General features: G+C 69.3%; 18 protein-coding genes. 11 read left to right on the forward strand and 7 right to left on the reverse strand.

Going from position 1 to position 15348, the window contains the following annotated elements; all coding sequences use genetic code 11:
- Positions 1-34 precede the first annotated feature (34 nt).
- Positions 35-1054: an NADPH:quinone reductase gene (locus ACPYOG_RS05660; RefSeq protein WP_481293275.1), complete on the forward strand. Its 1020-nt coding sequence runs from the start codon at positions 35-37 to the stop codon at positions 1052-1054.
- Here the strand turns inward: ACPYOG_RS05660 and ACPYOG_RS05665 are convergent.
- Entirely contained in the window at positions 1038-2285 is a 1248-nt protein-coding gene (locus ACPYOG_RS05665) for an MFS transporter (protein WP_481293276.1), read from the reverse strand. The two genes, ACPYOG_RS05660 and ACPYOG_RS05665, sit on opposite strands and share 17 nt — an antisense overlap.
- Before the next feature lie 88 nt (positions 2286-2373).
- Here ACPYOG_RS05665 and ACPYOG_RS05670 point away from each other — a divergent pair, with 88 nt between their 5' ends.
- From ACPYOG_RS05670 to ACPYOG_RS05690, 5 genes are all read left to right on the forward strand, one after another.
- Positions 2374-2919 carry a TetR/AcrR family transcriptional regulator gene (locus tag ACPYOG_RS05670; protein WP_481293277.1) on the forward strand — a complete coding sequence of 182 codons (546 nt, stop codon included), beginning with the start codon at positions 2374-2376 and terminating at the stop codon, positions 2917-2919.
- A 30-nt stretch (positions 2920-2949) separates the two neighbouring features.
- Complete coding sequence (locus ACPYOG_RS05675) at positions 2950-3690, forward strand: AzlC family ABC transporter permease (RefSeq protein ID WP_481293278.1); 741 nt, start codon at positions 2950-2952, stop codon at positions 3688-3690.
- Entirely contained in the window at positions 3687-3992 is a 306-nt protein-coding gene (locus tag ACPYOG_RS05680) for an AzlD domain-containing protein (protein ID WP_090035476.1), read from the forward strand. Before ACPYOG_RS05675 ends, ACPYOG_RS05680 begins: the two co-directional genes overlap by 4 nt.
- 68 nt (positions 3993-4060) lie before the next feature.
- Positions 4061-4990, forward strand: coding sequence for a S1C family serine protease (locus ACPYOG_RS05685; protein WP_481293305.1), 930 nt, complete (start codon positions 4061-4063; stop codon positions 4988-4990).
- Positions 4991-5111: 121 nt separating this feature from the next.
- The gene (locus ACPYOG_RS05690; protein ID WP_481293279.1) at positions 5112-5525 is read left to right on the forward strand and encodes a hypothetical protein; all 414 of its coding nucleotides are present in this window, start codon (positions 5112-5114) and stop codon (positions 5523-5525) included.
- A 184-nt stretch (positions 5526-5709) separates the two neighbouring features.
- On the opposite strand, the gene ACPYOG_RS05695 is transcribed toward ACPYOG_RS05690, so the two are convergent.
- The 4 genes from ACPYOG_RS05695 to ACPYOG_RS05710 all read right to left on the reverse strand — a co-directional run bounded on the left by ACPYOG_RS05695 (position 5710) and on the right by ACPYOG_RS05710 (position 11080).
- Complete coding sequence (locus ACPYOG_RS05695) at positions 5710-6807, reverse strand: substrate-binding domain-containing protein (RefSeq protein ID WP_481293280.1); 1098 nt, start codon at positions 6805-6807, stop codon at positions 5710-5712.
- 47 nt (positions 6808-6854) lie between these two features.
- Complete coding sequence (mmsB, locus tag ACPYOG_RS05700) at positions 6855-8195, reverse strand: multiple monosaccharide ABC transporter permease (RefSeq protein ID WP_481293281.1); 1341 nt, start codon at positions 8193-8195, stop codon at positions 6855-6857.
- 2 nt (positions 8196-8197) lie between these two features.
- Positions 8198-9745: a multiple monosaccharide ABC transporter ATP-binding protein gene (gene mmsA, locus ACPYOG_RS05705; RefSeq protein ID WP_481293282.1), complete on the reverse strand. Its 1548-nt coding sequence runs from the start codon at positions 9743-9745 to the stop codon at positions 8198-8200.
- A 147-nt stretch (positions 9746-9892) separates the two neighbouring features.
- Positions 9893-11080: an ROK family transcriptional regulator gene (locus ACPYOG_RS05710; protein WP_481293283.1), complete on the reverse strand. Its 1188-nt coding sequence runs from the start codon at positions 11078-11080 to the stop codon at positions 9893-9895.
- A 126-nt stretch (positions 11081-11206) separates the two neighbouring features.
- Between ACPYOG_RS05710 and ACPYOG_RS05715 the strand changes: the two genes are divergently transcribed.
- Both ACPYOG_RS05715 and ACPYOG_RS05720 read left to right on the forward strand, forming a co-directional pair.
- A complete protein-coding gene (locus tag ACPYOG_RS05715; protein ID WP_481293284.1) occupies positions 11207-12022 on the forward strand; it encodes a shikimate 5-dehydrogenase in 816 nt (271 codons plus the stop codon).
- A 153-nt stretch (positions 12023-12175) separates the two neighbouring features.
- Positions 12176-12637: a MarR family winged helix-turn-helix transcriptional regulator gene (locus tag ACPYOG_RS05720; protein WP_481293285.1), complete on the forward strand. Its 462-nt coding sequence runs from the start codon at positions 12176-12178 to the stop codon at positions 12635-12637.
- A gap of 10 nt (positions 12638-12647) precedes the next feature.
- Here the strand turns inward: ACPYOG_RS05720 and ACPYOG_RS05725 are convergent, their stop codons facing one another.
- Positions 12648-12872 (reverse strand): hypothetical protein, encoded by a 225-nt coding sequence (locus tag ACPYOG_RS05725; protein ID WP_481293286.1) that lies wholly within the window; start codon positions 12870-12872, stop codon positions 12648-12650.
- Between the two features lie 92 nt (positions 12873-12964).
- On the opposite strand from ACPYOG_RS05725, the gene ACPYOG_RS05730 reads away from it, so the two are divergent.
- From ACPYOG_RS05730 to ACPYOG_RS05740, 3 genes are all read left to right on the forward strand, one after another.
- Entirely contained in the window at positions 12965-13363 is a 399-nt protein-coding gene (locus ACPYOG_RS05730) for a MerR family transcriptional regulator (RefSeq protein WP_481293287.1), read from the forward strand.
- A 135-nt stretch (positions 13364-13498) separates the two neighbouring features.
- Positions 13499-13756, forward strand: a complete 258-nt coding sequence (locus tag ACPYOG_RS05735) for a hypothetical protein (RefSeq protein WP_481293288.1) — start codon at positions 13499-13501, stop codon at positions 13754-13756.
- A 60-nt stretch (positions 13757-13816) separates the two neighbouring features.
- The gene (locus ACPYOG_RS05740) at positions 13817-14377 is read left to right on the forward strand and encodes a dihydrofolate reductase family protein (protein ID WP_481293289.1); all 561 of its coding nucleotides are present in this window, start codon (positions 13817-13819) and stop codon (positions 14375-14377) included.
- 7 nt (positions 14378-14384) lie between these two features.
- Here the strand turns inward: ACPYOG_RS05740 and ACPYOG_RS05745 are convergent, their stop codons facing one another.
- Entirely contained in the window at positions 14385-15317 is a 933-nt protein-coding gene (locus ACPYOG_RS05745; RefSeq protein ID WP_481293290.1) for a hypothetical protein, read from the reverse strand.
- Between the last annotated feature and the right edge of the window lie 31 nt (positions 15318-15348).

Below are 15348 nucleotides of genomic sequence, written 5' to 3' on the forward strand. Positions count from 1 at the left end.
CGCACGACGCCGCCGCGCATGGTTGGCTGGTGCCATGAAGGCTGTCACGTACTCCAGCACCGGCGACTCCGGCGTCCTGACTCTCGGCGAGCGCCCGGAGCCGCATCCCGGCCCGGGCGAAGTGCGGGTGCGCATCCAGGTCTCGGGCGTGAACCCGACGGACTGGAAGGCGCGGGCCGGCAGCGGGCCGGCGGACCTTCCGCGTCCTCAGGTGCCGAACCAGGATGGCGCCGGCATCGTCGACGAGGTGGGCGACGGCGTCACCGATCTCCGCGAGGGCGACCGCGTCTGGGTATGGGATGCCGCCTACGAGCGCCCGGACGGCACGGCTCAGGAACTCGTGGTCCTGCCCGCCCGTCAGGCCGTCCGCCTGGCCGACGGCGTGAGCTTCGACGAGGGGGCGTCGTTCGGCATCCCGGCACTCACCGCGCACCACGCGCTCACCGCTCACGCGGGCGTGCCTGTGGAGCTCACTCCGGGAGCGCTGGAGGGCCGGACGGTCCTCGTCGCGGGAGGCGCGGGTGCGGTCGGCCATGCCGCCATCCAGCTCGCCGTCTGGGCCGGCGCCACCGTCATCGCGACGGTGAGCAGCCACGAGAAGGCCGAGCTCGCCCGCGCCGCCGGGGCCCACCACGTCGTGAACTACACGGAGCCGGACACCGCCGAGGCGATCGGAGCGCTGGCTCCCCGGGGCGTCGACATCGTCGTCGAGGTGAACGCCACCGCGAACGCGGAACTGGATGTGAAGGTCACCGGCCGCAACGCGACCATCGCCAGCTACGCCAATGCGCCGGGCGCGAACGAGGTCAGCATCCCGATCCGGCCGAGCATGAGCAAGAACCTGCGGTGGCAGTTCCTCCTCACCTATACGGTCTCGAACGAGACGAAGGAGGCCGCCGTGCGCGCGGTGGCCGCCGCGGCCGGCGCCGGCGCGCTCCGCGTGGGGGACGAGCACGGCCTCCCGATCACGCGGTTCCCGCTCGATCAGACGGCGGCCGCCCACGACGCCGTCGAGAACGGCGCCGTGGGCAAGGTGCTCATCGACGTGGTCTGACGGCCTGCACCACGAGCGCCACCGTGGCCGCGGCGGCGATCGCGACCGTGTATCCCAGCGCGGTCGGCAGCAGGCCGATCGTGCCGATCAGCTCGCCGGCCACCAGGGCGGGCACTCCGTAGGCGAGGTAGCTGACGAGGAAGATGCCGGCGAAGAGCTCCGCCCGCTTGTCGTTGGGAGCCAGCGGCGCCAGGATGCGGAGCGGCGCCGAGAAGCCCGCGCCGAACCCCGCGCCCGCCACGATGGCCCCGGCGAACAGCAGGGGCAGCACCGCACCGGCGATGCCGATCGCGGCGAGGAGGACGCCCACCACGAGCACGGCCATCGACCATACCGCCGTCGTCCGCGCGGGCGCTCTCGTCAGCAGGAGGCCCGCGAGCGCGCCCACCGCGGGCGGAACCGCGACGATGGCACCGTTGAGCAGACCGCTGTCGAGGTGGAAGACGCCGTGCACGATGGATGGTGACAGGCCGATGAAGAGCCCGGCGAGCATCCAGGTCGCGATGAACACGGGGATCCCGCGGACGAACTCCGCACGCGCCTCGCGAGGCACCACCAGGCGCGGGATGAGCGAACGGATCGCACCCGGTCGCCGTTCGACGGTCTCCGGTGCGGCGAAGACGACGACGAGGCCCGCCGCGAACAGCAGCGCGAGGCTGACGAAGACGAGGGTGGTCGGCTGGGCGATGAACTGCACGGCGAGTCCGGTGAGGAACGCGCCGATCGCGAGGCCCCCGACGGGCGCGGTGCTGCCGATCGTCGCTCCCAGCTTCTTCAGGCGTTCAGGCGCGAGTTCCACCAGCGCAGCGGTGAAGGTGCTCATCGCCGCGCCGGTGCCGATGCCCTGGACTGCGCGGGCGCCGATGATCCAGCCGATGTCCGGCGCGAAGAGGAACACCAGCATGGCCACGATCTGCAGCGCGAGCGCGCCGATCAGCACCGGGCGCCGCCCGATGTGGTCCGACAGCGAGCCGGCGATCAGGAGGGTGATGAGCAGGGTCACCGCGTAGATCGCGAAGGCGACGGTGAGCAGCCACGGCTGGAATCCCCACTCCTGCTCGTAGAGGACGAAGAGCGGACTGGGCGCACCGACGGCGAGCGCGACCGCCAGGAAGGTGAGGGCCGTGCCGACGAAGGCGGCGCCGCGGCCGAGGCGCCACGGACGATTGATCCGCGTCGGCCGGAGGGCGAGCATCCCACCGGTCGGGAGAGTCTCTTCAGCTGTCGTCATATCGACTCCTTAAAGCAACGAAGATTGCTTTAGCGACTATAGGGAGGATGGTGATAGAAAGCAACAACATTTGCTTTAAGCTATTCCCATGGAAACCAGGACCACACCGTCGAAGCGGACGGGAGGACGCAGCGCCGCGGTCATCCACAACGTGCGGACCGCAGTCGAAGAGCTCGTCGAGGAGAAGGGCCAGGACAGGGTCACCGTCCCGATGATCGCCGAGCGCGCCGGCGTCAACCCGACGAGCATCTACCGGCGATGGGGCGACCTCCCCACGCTCATCAACGACATCGCCACGTACCAGCTCGATCCCGAGCGGCCCCTCCCCGCCGGCGGCGACCTCCGCGGGGACCTCACGGCGTGGGCGCGGGAGCTCGTCGAGCACTACCGCAACCCGGTCAACGCGGCACTGCTCCGTGGCGGTGCCTCCGCGGCGGGCGAGCGTCAGTCCAACTGCCTCCGGAACCGCCGGACGGAGGCCGGTCTGCTGCTCGATCGGTACCCGGACACCGAGGTAACGGCGGACGACATCCTCGATCTGGTCGTCGCCCCGATCATCTACCGGGTGATCTTCCTGCCGTGGACGCTCGAGGACGGCACGGCGGAGCAGCTGGTCGGCCGCTTGTTCCGCTGAGCCCGCAGCCCGGAGGTAGGGTCGGAAGGGATGCGCCAGGAACGGACCAGCGAGGAACGCTCCGCGGCCCGCTCCGGCTGGGCTGTCGGCCTCGCCACGGCCGCGTACGGCGTCTCGTTCGGAGCCCTCGCCACCGCATCCGGCCTCGACATCTGGCAGACCTGTGTGCTCAGTCTGATCATGTTCAGCGGGGGCTCGCAGTTCGCCCTCATCGGCGTGCTGGCCTCGGGCGGGACGGCGGCCGGCGGCACCGCGATCATCAGCGCTGCGCTCCTCGGCGTCCGCAACTCCTTCTACGCTCTGCGCCTGTCGCGCATCATCGGCCCGGGGTTCTGGCGGCGAGCCGCAGCCGCACAGCTGACCATCGACGAGTCGACCGCCGTCGCCGTCGCCCAGACCCAGCCGCGCGCACAGCGCATCGGCTTCTGGGTGACCGGCCTCGTCGTCTACGTCGGCTGGAACCTCACCACGCTCGCGGGCGCCCTCCTCGGCGACCTCATCGGCGACGTGAAGGCGTACGGATTGGATGCGGCCGCCGCTGCCGCCTTCCTCGGCCTGCTCTGGCCGCGGCTCAAGGCGCGCCAGACCCAGGCTGTCGCTGTCGCGGGCGGCTTCGTCGCGACGTTGCTGACGCCGTTCCTCATGCCGGGGCTCCCGGTCCTCGTGGCGGCACTGGTGGCCATCGTCGTCGGCGTGCTCAACCTGTTCGGGCGGCGGAGCGACCCGCCGCATCCCGAAGCGGTCCCGATGGAGCGGGAGGTGAAGCCGTGACGACCTGGCAGGTGATCCTTCTGGCCGCCATCTGCGTCCTCGGCCTGAAGGCCGCCGGCTGGATGGTGCCGCCGAAGGCTCTCGACCATCCGACCATCGCACGCGTGAGCGACCTGCTGACCGCGGCGCTCCTCGCAGCCCTCATCGGTGTCCAGACCCTGGGCGCGGGACAGTCGCTGCAGCTCGACGCGCGCCTGCCGGCGGTCGCGATCGCGGCCGGCCTGTACGCCCTGCGGGTGCCGTTCATCGTCGTGGTGCCCGCCGCTGCGGTGGTCGCCGCGCTCATCCGGCTGTTCACCTGAGTCGTCCGCCCTGCGCGAACCGGCTGCCATGGGACGACGGCGAGGGTGAGACTGTCCCCGTGAGCGAGATGGACGAGCGGGACGACGACGCAGCCCTCGACGCCTACTCGGCGGTCGTCACCCGCGTCGCGGAGGCTGTGCTCCCCTCCGTCGCCGCGGTCTCGGTGCGCACGCGGATGGGCGCGGGCGCGGGCAGCGCCTCCGTCATCACCGCCGACGGGCACCTCCTCACCAGTGCGCACGTCGTGATCGGCGCCTCGGCCGTCGAGCTGTCGTTCGGCGACGGCACCTCGATGGCGGCCGATGTGGCGGGGACGGACGCCCTCTCCGATCTGGCCGTGCTGCGCGCCCGCGCCGGCACCCCTCCTCCCCTGCGGCTCGGGGACGCGTCCCGGCTCAAGGTGGGTCAGCTCGTGGTCGCCCTCGGAAATCCGCTCGGCCTCGCGGGCAGTGTCACGGCGGGGATCGTCTCGGCGCTCGGCCGCTCGCTCCCGACGGCGTCGGGCCGCGTGATCGACGAGGTGATCCAGACCGACGCCGCACTCAATCCCGGAAACAGCGGAGGGGTCCTCGCCGACAGCGCCGGCCGCATGATCGGGGTGAACACCGCCGTGGCGGGCATCGGGCTGGGCCTCGCCGTGCCGATCAACGCGAGCACGCTCGAGATCGTCGAGGCGCTGAAGAGCAGCGGCCGGGTGCGGCGCGCCTGGCTGGGTGTGGCCGGGGTCAAGGTGCAGCTGAGCCCGGAGGCGGCCGCGAAGGTGGGCGCACCACAGGGGATCCGGATCGCGAGCGTCGTGCCGGGAAGCCCGGCGGCGGAGGCGGGCGCACGGGCGGGCGACATCGTGATCTCGCTGGACGGCATCCCCGTCTCGGACCCCACCGGGCTTCAGCGCCTCATGGTCGAGCGTGCCATCGGGCGGCGGATGGAGCTCACCCTCTGGCGAAACGGCGCGCTCGTGGATGTGGTGGTCCTCCCCCAGGAGCTCGTCGGCTGACCCCCGCACATTCGTCACGAATGTGCACTTACACGCGAGTGAAGCGACGATTCGTCACGAATGTCGGCGCTCCGTGCTCGGGCCCCCGGCGCGTGTCGGCGGCCTCGCATACCGTGACGCCGTGAGCGCATCCTGGCATCCCGTGGCGAATGCGCAGCCCAGCGAGTGGCTGCTCCGCCAGGGGTCGCTGGGAGCGCCGTACGGGGTGATCCGGCGCTTCGCCTTCGGCGATCCGAACAAGCCGGACGTGTGGTTCCGGGTGGTGACCTGGGCCCAGAGCTCCGCCGAGCGCGAGCTCATCGGCTGGTGCCGCACCCTCGAGGCGGCCGCCGCCGCGGCCTGGGACCACCGGCGCGCGACCGAGTCGTGGCGGCACCACCTGGCGTCCCGACGAGTGGATGCGGCCACGATGGCGGCGCAGCGCCCGACCGCTGCAGACCTTGTGCGGTTCTACCGCGCGGCACTCCGCCGGGACGCGAGCACGGCATCCATGTCGTCCCCGATGCCTCCGACCAGGCCGGCGCGTCCGCGGTGACGTGACGAGAATGCACGCACGCCGGATCCGTGCTGCCACCGATGCCCGGGCCTCAATGCCCGCAATACCCTGTCATCAGGCTTCGGCCAGGGGGAACCGGTCCTGTCGGGGGACGGACCGGGAAAGGGCCCGGAGCGTCTGACGCTCCGGGCCCTTTCATCGCGCACGAGGTGCGCTGTGCTCGCTACTTGGTCAGCGGCTCCAGGGTCGGGTCGTTGGCGTATGCCGCGGCCGCGTTCTCCTTGGTGACGATGACCGGCTTCAGCAGGAACGCCGGGACCACCTTGGTGCCGTTGTTGTACGACTTGTCGTCGTTCACCGGGGGCTTCTTGCCGGCCTGCAGGTCCTTGACCATGTCGATGGCCTGCTTGACCAGGTTGCGGGTGTCCTTGTTGATGGTCGAGTACTGCTCGCCCGCCATGATGGACTTGATCGACTCGGCCTCCGAGTCCTGACCGGTGACGACCGGGACCGGCTTGCCTGCACCCTTCACCGAGGTGATGATGGCGCGGGCCAGGGTGTCGTTCGGCGAGAGGACGCCGTCGAGCTCTGCCGAGCCGTAGGAACCGGCGAGCAGGTTGTCCATGCGGGTCTGCGCGTTCTGCGGGAGCCAGCCCTGCGTGGCGGTCTGCTTGATGTCGGTCTGTCCGGAGACGACCTTCAGCGTGCCGTCCTTGATCTTCGGCTCGAGCACCTTCATGGCGCCGTTGAAGAAGACCGCCGAGTTGGCGTCGTCGGGCGAACCCGAGAACAGCTCGATGTTGAAGTTCTTCTTGCCCGGGTACTTCTTCGCCATGCCGTCGAGCAGCGCCTGGCCCTGCAGCTCGCCGACCTTCTCGTTGTCGTAGGCCACGTAGTAGTCGACGTTCGGGGAGTTGAGGATGAGGCGGTCGTAGGCGATGACGGCGGCGCCGGCGTCGTGCGCGGCCTTGGCCTGGGCGGCCAGCTGGCCACCGTCGACGGCGCCGATGATGACGACCTTCGCACCGTTGGTGATCATCGACTGGATCTGCGACTGCTGGTCCGCGACGGCACCGGAGGCGCCGGCGTACTGCACGTCGCCCTTGAATCCGGCCGCCTTCAGGCCATCGGTGAAGAGGCCACCGGCGAGGACCCAGTTCTCGGAGGTCTTGGTCGGGAGGGCGACACCGATGGTCGCGCCCTTGTCGAAGCCGGACGCGGCGCCGCTGCTGTCCGAGCCGGAACGGCTGCCCGAGCAGCCGGTCAGTGCCAGCGCGGCGGCAGCAGCGACAGCCACTGTCGCGAGTGCGATTTTGCGCATTGCGTATCTCTTTCTGTGTTGTGTGGTGCAGGAGGGAAGGAAAAGAACTAGGACGTGAGCGACCGGGAGGAGTCCTCGGCGGAGTCGGTCGCCGGCAGGACGGCGGGCTGCTCGGCAGGGAGCGCCTCGGACTCCTGCTTCTTGCCGGGGAACATCCGGCCGATCAACGACGGGCCGCCCCGGCGCTTGGAGTAGACGTCGATGCCGACGGCGATCAGCAGGACCAGGCCCTTGATGATCTGGACCTTGTCGGCCGTCACCCCGAGGAGCTGGAGGCCGTTGTTCAGGACGGCGATGACGAGACCACCGACGATGGATCCCGCGACCGTTCCGATGCCGCCCGAGACCGCGGCGCCACCGATGAAGACGGCCGCGATCGCGTCCAGCTCCCAGCCGAGCCCGTCCTGCGGGCCCGACGCGACGGAGCGGGCGACCGAGATCATGGCGGCCAGCGCGGCGAGCACGGACATGTTCATCATCACGAAGAAGTTGATGCGCTTGATCTTGACGCCGGAGAGTTCGGCCGCGTGCCAGTTGCCGCCGACCGCGTAGATGTGCCGGCCGAAGATCGTGCTCCGGGTGATGAAGGAGTACAGGATGATCAGCACGCCGAGGATGACACCGGCCACCGGGAACGATGTGCCGACGCGGCCGCTGCCGAACAGGACCGCCGCGTAGACCACCACGGCGTCGAGGATGACGACCTTGAACACGCTGACCCAGAGCGGCGCCCGCTCGGAGCCCATCCGGGCCTGGTTGCGGCGGGTGCGCACCTCGATCAGCACGATGACCACGGCGATGATCAGGCCGAGCAGCAAGGTGGAGTTGTTGAAGCCGGTGTTCGGGCCCCACTCGGGCAGGAAGCCTCCTCCGATGAAGGTGAACGCGTCCGGGACCGGGATGGTGTTGGCGCTGCCGATCAGCTGGTTCAGGCCGCGGAAGATCAGCATCCCGGCCAGGGTCACGATGAAGGCCGGGACGCCGACGTAGGCGACCCACCATCCCTGCCAGGCGCCGATCGCGACGCCCACCAGCAGGCCGAGGACGATCGCGAGCGGCCACGGAAGGTGCCACTCGGTCATCGACTTCGCCACGATGATGCCGACGAGCGCAGCCACCGAGCCGACGGACAGGTCGATGTGCCCGGCGATGATCACCATCACCATGCCGATGGCCAGGATCAGGACGTAGACGTTCTGGTTGACCAGGTTGATCAGGTTCACCGACTCGAGCGTCTTGCCGCCGGTGAGCGCTTCGAACAGCAGGATGATGACGATGAGGGCGAAGAGGATGCCGAACTGGCGACCGGTGGACTGGCCGCCGCCGAACATCTTGCCCAGGTCGCGGAGGCCGCCGGACTTCTTCTTCTCGGGGATCTGTGTGGTCATGGCTATCGGGCAATCCTCTTCTTGGCGGATGTCATGCTTTTCAGGAGCGTCTCGGGGGTCGCTTCGGCGATCGGCAGCTCGTCGGTGATCTGACCTTCGAAGATCGTGTAGATGCGGTCGGAGATGCCGAGCAGCTCGGGCAGCTCCGAGGAGATGACGATGACGCCCTTCCCCTGCGCGGCGAGCTGCTGGATGATGCCGTAGATCTCGAACTTGGCGCCGACGTCGATGCCGCGCGTCGGCTCATCCAGGATGAGCACGTCCGGGTCGGTGAACATCCACTTGGCGAGGACCACCTTCTGCTGGTTGCCGCCCGAGAGCGTGCTCACCCCGCGGTCGACGTCGGGCGTCTTGATGCGGAGGCTCTTGCGGTACTCCTCGGCGACCGCGTGCTCCTTCAGGTCGTTCACGACACCGCGGGAGGCGATCTTGCTCAGCTTCGCGGCGACGACCGACTGCTTGATGTCGTCGAGGAGGTTGAGGCCCAGCACCTTGCGGTCCTCACTCACGTAGGCCAGACCGTTGTCGATCGCCTCGGAGACGTTGCGCAGCTGGAGCTGCCGGCCGTCCTTGTAGATCTCGCCGGAGACCCAGGTGCCGTAGGAGCGGCCGAAGACGCTCATCGCGAGCTCGGTGCGTCCGGCGCCCATGAGGCCGGCGAAGCCGACGATCTCGCCACGGCGGACGTAGAAGCTGGAGTTCTTGACGACCAGCCGCTCGGGGATCTGTGGATGCTGGACCACCCAGTCGCGCACCTCGAAGAACGGTTCGCCGATGTTCGGCGTGCGCTCGGGGAAGCGGCTCTCGAGGGTGCGGCCGACCATCCCGCGGATGATGCGGTCCTCATCCACGCCGTCCGCCTGGACGTCGAGCGTCTCGATGGTGCGGCCATCGCGGATGATCGTGATCTCGTCGGCGACGCGCTCGATCTCGTTCAACTTGTGGCTGATGATGATGGAGCTGACGCCCTTGTGCTTGAGGCCGACGATCAGGTCGAGCAGGTGGCCGGACTCCGCCTCGTTGAGGGCTGCGGTCGGCTCGTCGAGGATGAGGAGCTTGACCTCCTTGTTGAGCGCCTTCGCGATCTCGACCAGCTGCTGCTTGCCGACGCCGATGTTCTTGATCTGCGTGTCCGGGTCGTCGGAGAGCCCGACGCGCGCCAGCAGTTCGACGGCGCGGCGCTTGGCCTCGCCCCAGTTGATGACGCCGCCGCGGCCGGGCTCGTTGCCGAGGAAGATGTTCTCGGTGATCGAGAGCTCGGGGATGAGCGCGAGCTCCTGGTGGATGATGACGATGCCGCGCTGCTCGCTGGACTTGATGTCCTTGAAGCGCATCACCTCGCCCTGGTAGACGATGTCTCCGCTGTACGTCCCGTAGGGGTACACACCGGAGAGGACCTTCATCAAGGTGGACTTCCCCGCGCCGTTCTCGCCGCAGATCGCGTGGATCTCGCCGGCGTGAACGGTGATGGAGACATCCTCGAGCGCTTTGACCCCGGGGAACTCCTTGGTGATCGCCCGCATCTCGAGGATGACTGCGTTCGAGGGCATCGACGCTCCTTGGCTTGCTTCGAATGATGTGCCTAAGTAGTAAACGCTATTCGCGCGCTTGTCGTCAAACAATGAAGACAACAAAGCGATAACGACACCGGCAACTAATAGGACACCCGCGTGCGGATTCCGTGACGCGCGCAGCGCTCAGTCGTTGCCCGCGAGGGCTCCCTGGATGACGATCGCCGCGGCGCCCAGCGACTCGGCGCGGTCCCCGAGCGAGGACACGCGCACCGTCGTCGTACCGGCGATGATCGGGATGGCGTTCTGCCGGATACCATGCCGGATCGGGTCGAGCAGCGCATCGCCGAGGCCGACCAGCGGACCGCCGATGAGCACGATCTCCGGGTTGATGACGTTCGCGACATTGCCGATGGCCTGGCCGATCGCCGTACCCGCGTCGCGCACGACGCGCAGCACCGCCGGGTCCCTCTCGAGCCCCCGCCGGAGGATGTCGGCCGTGGTCAGCGGCCCGTTCCCCCGTCCGAGCGCGTCGAGCATCACGCTCGTGGACGCGATCGTCTCCAGGCAGCCACGGTTGCCGCAGCGGCAGATCACGCCGTGCTCGACGAACGGCGTGTGTCCCAGTTCTCCCGTGATCCCGAGGAACCCGTAGTAGGGCTGGCCGTTCAGGATGAGCCCGGCACCGATCCCCGTGCCGATCTTCACGAAGATGAGGTTCCGGTGACCGCGATTGGCGCCCCAGGTCACCTCGGCGAGTGCGCCGAGGTTGGCGTCGTTGTCCACGGTGACCGGGAAGCCGAAGGCGTCCTCGAGGTGGCGCCGGGTGATCCCCACCCATTCGGGAAGGATGGCGCCCTGCAGCACCGTGCCCGTCCGCCGGTCGATCGGACCGGGGATGCCCACGCCGACCGCCAGTACCGACTCCCGGTCGTGGCCGCAGCCGACGAGCATCCTCTGGAGGAGATCCGCCGCCTCCTGCACCGCCGCCAGCGCGTCGTAGCCCGGCTCGAGGGCCACCTGCTCCTCGGCGACGACCTGATAGCCGAGCGTGGAGAGCACGATGCGCACGTGACGGCGGCCGAAGTCCACGCCCACCGCGATGTCGCCGGTGTCCGTGAGCTGCACCAGGAGGGCGCGGCGCCCGCTGGAGGTCACCGGAGAGGTCGACACGACACCCTTCGTCGCCATGTCGCGGACGATGTTGGACACGGTCGCCGTGGACAGCCCGGTGCCGCGCGCGAGCTCGGCCTGGGTGGACGGTCCGTTGGCCAGCAGGAACTCGACGAGACGTTCCTGATTCAGGTGCCTCAGAGCGCCCTGGGACCCGGGATTCCGTACGCCGAAAGGGGTCGGCCCGGGAGTGGCGGTCATAGCGATAACAGTGAACGATCCGCGTGTTGGAGTCAAGCTGTGAACGCGGCGTCACACCGCGACTGTGCGGCGAACGAAATCACCGGGCGCGTCATGACGTGCTGAGGGCGCTGCGATGATGGAGGCATGCCCATCCTGAACAAGGACATGCAGGTCTGCATCTCTCTCGCCGGTCGCCCGAGCAACATCGGAACGCGCTTCCACAACTACCTGTACGACGAACTGGGTCTCAACTTCGTCTACAAGGCGTTCACCACGGACGACCTCGAAGGCGCGGTCCGAGGCATCCGCGCTCTGGGCATCCGCGGCTGCTCGGTCTCCATGCCGTTCAAAGAGGCCGTCATCCCGCTGGTCGACAACCTGGAGGCGTCGGCCGTCGCCATCGAGTCGGTCAACACGGTGGTCAACGAGGACGGGCTGCTCACCGCCTCCAACACCGACTACGAGGCCGTGGCCCGGTTGCTGGCCGAGCACGAGGTCGACCCCGCTCAGCGCGTCCTCGTCCGCGGTTCCGGAGGGATGGCCAAGGCCGTGGTCGCCGCCTTCCGGGGTGCCGGCTTCGAGGATCTCACCGTGCTCGCCCGCAACGCCGAGGCCGGCCCTGCGTTGGCCGAGCGCTACGGCTACACGTGGCTCGCCGCCGGCCCCGAGCCGGGGTTCGACGTCGTCGTGAACGTGACTCCGCTCGGGATGCGCGGAGATGCCGAGGGCGTCCTCGCTTTCGATCCCTCCGTCATCGAGCGCGCCTCGACGGTCTTCGACGTCGTGGCGTTCCCCTCCGAGACGCCGCTCATCGTCGCAGCGCGCGCGGCAGAGAAGCAGATCATCACAGGGGCCGAGGTGATCGCGCTGCAGGCGGCACGGCAGTTCGAGCGCTACACCGGTGTGGCCCTCACCGCGGAGCAGGTCGCGCGGGCGTCGGACTTCTCCCGGGCGGAGTGATCGGGCGGGCGCCGCCAAGCCGTCCGTGTGCTGCGCGCGGACATCTTCGAGGAGTAACTTGAAGGCCGGACCTGAGGAGAGGACGCATGGGCAGCGAAGGCGGCATCGTCAGCGGCGAGCGGGTCGGGCGCCGGACCGATGAGTACTGAACGGATGCCGCGGACCCAGGACGAACGGAGGCCGGATGACCTCCTCGCCCTCGAGAACCAGGTGTGCTTCGGGCTCGCCGTGGCCGCGCGCAGTGTCATCGCGCTGTACCGGCCGGTGCTGGAGCCCCTCTCGCTGACCCATCCGCAGTACCTCGTGATGCTCGCGCTCTGGGAGCGGGAGCCGCGCTCGGTCAGGGACCTCAGCGAGACGCTCGCCCTGGAGCCGGCAACGCTGTCGCCCCTCCTGAAGCGGCTGGAGGCGACGGGCTACCTCGAGCGGCGACGCAGCACGGCGGACGAACGCGCGCTCGAGGTGCGGCTCACGCCGGCGGGGCGGGAATTGCGCGCGGAGGCAGAGAAGGTCCCGCGGAGCATCGTCGCGCAACTCGGACTTCCCATCTCCGAGTTGGAGGAGCTGCGCGACAGCCTGCAGCGGATCACCGCTGCGGCCCTCCGGGACGACTGACCCGGCCGCTTCAGTCGACGGTGGACGCCGGGCACACCAGGCGCGTGGCCTCCCGCTGGCCTCCGGGACGCAGCACTTCGTGCTCGGTCATCGGACGGCCGCACATCGGGCAGGGCGCGGCAGCGGAACGGTGGTCGGGAGCCTCCGCGTGGCCGGCGCCGAGCTGTGCCGGGCCGGCGATCCGGATCAGCTTCTCATTCCACCGCGCATACCAGCCGGCGAAGCGTCCCGCCATCATTCCTCGATTCGTTAGTGCACTAACCAACAGTCTAGCCGAGCTGGACCCTGCCCCGGAGGTCACGGTTTACGCTGGGAGCGGAGGATCGAATGCGCATCAGTGAGCTCGCCGAACGTGCGGGAGTGACCGTGAAGGCCGTGCGCTACTACGAACGGCTCGGGCTCCTCTCCCCGGAGCGGCTCGGCAACGGCTATCGCGAATACCGCGACGAGCATCTGCGCGCCGTCCGGGAGATCCGCGAACTGGCCGCGACGGGCATCCCGCCGGGCAAGGCGAGGCCCTTCATCGACTGCCTCGGATCGGGCCACGCCCACAGCGACGAGTGCCCGGCCTCGCGCGATGCCTACCGCGACGGACTTGCGGAGCTGGATGCGGCGATCGCCCAGCTGGAACGTCGCCGCGAGCTCCTCGCCCGGCGGCTCGTGGGAGCCGAGCACCGCATCCCGGAAGCCGCCGAGGGTTGCGGTTGCACGGTCGCGTCCATCTGACGCGTACGCCGGATCATCCCGGGGGATGACCCCGTCGCGACCTCGGGTCGATGCCCGGGGAGGTGCGTGAACGGTTGACTCGACAGCGTCGGCCCGGGCATCCCGCTCGGGACCCCGACGCGAAGGGGGAGACCGATGACGACGCTGGGCCACGGACTTCGAACCGCACCGGCGTTCGGCACGGCATCGGTCCCGGGACGGCGGCGGGCGCGGGGGTTGCTCGCCGCCGTCACCGGCAACGCCTACCTGCAGTTGCTGGTGACCCTCGTGCTCCTCGCAGCCGGCGCCGTCGTGCTCCTGCTCGGGATCGGGCTTCTGCTGAACGTCACCGTCCCGTGGATCTTCGACGACGAGCTGCGTGCGGTGAAGACGTTGCTGCCCCAGCTCGGCTGACCCCGGCCCGGGCTGGTCCGCCCTGGCCATCACCCGCCCGCAGACCATAGAGTCGCGAGCATGGCTCGACTCCTCTTCTCCGCCATCGCCTCCCTCGACGGCTACACCGTGGACTCGTCCGGTTCGTTCGAGTGGGCGCACCCCGAGCGGGACGTGCATGCGTTCGTCAACGACCTCGAACGCGACGTCGGTACCTATTTATACGGCCGGCGGATGTACGAGACGATGCGCGTCTGGCAGGACCTTCCCGGCGACTCGCCGGAGCCGGTGATCGCCGACTACGCCGAGGTCTGGCAGAGCGCCGACAAGGTGGTGTTCTCCTCGACGCTGACCGAGGTGAGCACGCCGCGGACGCGGCTCGAAAGCCGGTTCGACCCTGCGCGGGTGAGGGAGCTGGTGGAGGGTGCCGACGCGGATGTGTCGATCGGCGGCCCGACACTGGCCGCCAGCGCTTTCGCGGCCGGTCTCGTCGACGAGGTGACGCTCATCCTCGTTCCCGTGTCGGTCGGTGGAGGGACGCCGGCACTCCCCCGCGACCGGTTCGTCCGTCTCGACCTGCTGGAGGAGCGCCGCTTCGAGGGCGGGACGGTCGCCCTCCACTATCGCGTCGACAGGTCCTGAGAACAGGTCAGGCGGCATCCCACCAGCGCAGCACGCGCAACGCGCGAAGTGTGACCCATCGGCTCTGATCGCCCTCCCGCTCGAACTCGAGGATCACCGAGCCCTCGTGGATGTTCTCCAGCGTCCAGCGACCGTCGGCGTCCGCCTTCCCGCGGACCAGCTCGACGGCCTCCGCGAGCCGGGGATCGCGCCGGTCCTGCCTCCGGAAGTGCTCCAGGCCGCGCAGGATGTCGTGGAACCAGCGCACCGGATACGAGAGCATCGTCATCCGCGGATCGGGCACCGATCCGTCCGAGCGGCGACGGTAGAGCTTGCGCTCGAGCAGATACTCCTCGCCTGCGAGGGCCGCCGCCTCCACCCTCGGATCGGAGCCGCCCGCGCGCTGCCAGTCCCGCAACCCCTCCACCGCGCAGATCGTCGAGTGGAAGGATGACACCTGAGCGCCGTATTCGGCCCAGCAGTTCCAGCCGCCGTCCGCCAGGCGGGAGCCGAGCAGGCTCTCCACGATCGTGTCGCCGCCTTCGCCGAAGTAGGAGGCGATGGTCAGCGTCACCCCGTTGATGCAGGGCTCGGTCTCGCCCTCGAAGTAGGGCTCGCCGTCGTGCTCCCACTGCACGTTCTCGCGCACCCGGCCGATCGCGAGCCGGGCTTGCGGGCTCTTCGGATCGAGGCCGAAGTCGGCCAGCTGCTGGAGGCTGAAGTGCGTCCCGCTCCAGGCGTCGAAGCCGTCCCGCTCGGGAGGGATCCATCCCGGCCGGTAGGTGCCTCCGTCCCAGAAGCCGTCCTCCGCCTGCTCGCCGAGGAATCTCGCGCCCCATCCCTCGGTGGCGACACGCGCGCGCTCGGCGGCGATCTCGTCCGGGGACGCGCCTACGAGGTCGCGCAGCACCTGCCAGCGAAGAGCCGGATCGGAGTCCAGAAGCCAATCGGTCACATCCATGCGCTCCACGCTAGTGCGCGGTGTTGCCCGC

This window comes from Leifsonia sp. HAY1-4F, assembly GCF_056755275.1.

What these genes read in the sequence shown, in the direction of transcription:
- ACPYOG_RS05660 (WP_481293275.1), top strand. Translation starts at nt 35, where the DNA reads ATGAAGGCTGTCACGTACTCCAGCACCGGCGACTCCGGCGTCCTGACT.
- ACPYOG_RS05675 (WP_481293278.1), top strand. Translation starts at nt 2,950, where the DNA reads ATGCGCCAGGAACGGACCAGCGAGGAACGCTCCGCGGCCCGCTCCGGC.
- ACPYOG_RS05685 (WP_481293305.1), top strand. Translation starts at nt 4,061, where the DNA reads ATGGACGAGCGGGACGACGACGCAGCCCTCGACGCCTACTCGGCGGTC.
- ACPYOG_RS05740 (WP_481293289.1), top strand. Translation starts at nt 13,817, where the DNA reads ATGGCTCGACTCCTCTTCTCCGCCATCGCCTCCCTCGACGGCTACACC.
- ACPYOG_RS05735 (WP_481293288.1), top strand. Translation starts at nt 13,499, where the DNA reads ATGACGACGCTGGGCCACGGACTTCGAACCGCACCGGCGTTCGGCACG.
- mmsB (WP_481293281.1), bottom strand. Translation starts at nt 8,195, where the DNA reads ATGACCACACAGATCCCCGAGAAGAAGAAGTCCGGCGGCCTCCGCGAC.
- ACPYOG_RS05725 (WP_481293286.1), bottom strand. Translation starts at nt 12,872, where the DNA reads ATGGCGGGACGCTTCGCCGGCTGGTATGCGCGGTGGAATGAGAAGCTG.
- ACPYOG_RS05730 (WP_481293287.1), top strand. Translation starts at nt 12,965, where the DNA reads ATGCGCATCAGTGAGCTCGCCGAACGTGCGGGAGTGACCGTGAAGGCC.
- ACPYOG_RS05665 (WP_481293276.1), bottom strand. Translation starts at nt 2,285, where the DNA reads ATGACGACAGCTGAAGAGACTCTCCCGACCGGTGGGATGCTCGCCCTC.
- ACPYOG_RS05720 (WP_481293285.1), top strand. Translation starts at nt 12,176, where the DNA reads ATGCCGCGGACCCAGGACGAACGGAGGCCGGATGACCTCCTCGCCCTC.
- ACPYOG_RS05695 (WP_481293280.1), bottom strand. Translation starts at nt 6,807, where the DNA reads ATGCGCAAAATCGCACTCGCGACAGTGGCTGTCGCTGCTGCCGCCGCG.
- mmsA (WP_481293282.1), bottom strand. Translation starts at nt 9,745, where the DNA reads ATGCCCTCGAACGCAGTCATCCTCGAGATGCGGGCGATCACCAAGGAG.
- ACPYOG_RS05715 (WP_481293284.1), top strand. Translation starts at nt 11,207, where the DNA reads ATGCCCATCCTGAACAAGGACATGCAGGTCTGCATCTCTCTCGCCGGT.
- ACPYOG_RS05670 (WP_481293277.1), top strand. Translation starts at nt 2,374, where the DNA reads ATGGAAACCAGGACCACACCGTCGAAGCGGACGGGAGGACGCAGCGCC.
- ACPYOG_RS05745 (WP_481293290.1), bottom strand. Translation starts at nt 15,317, where the DNA reads ATGGATGTGACCGATTGGCTTCTGGACTCCGATCCGGCTCTTCGCTGG.
- ACPYOG_RS05710 (WP_481293283.1), bottom strand. Translation starts at nt 11,080, where the DNA reads ATGACCGCCACTCCCGGGCCGACCCCTTTCGGCGTACGGAATCCCGGG.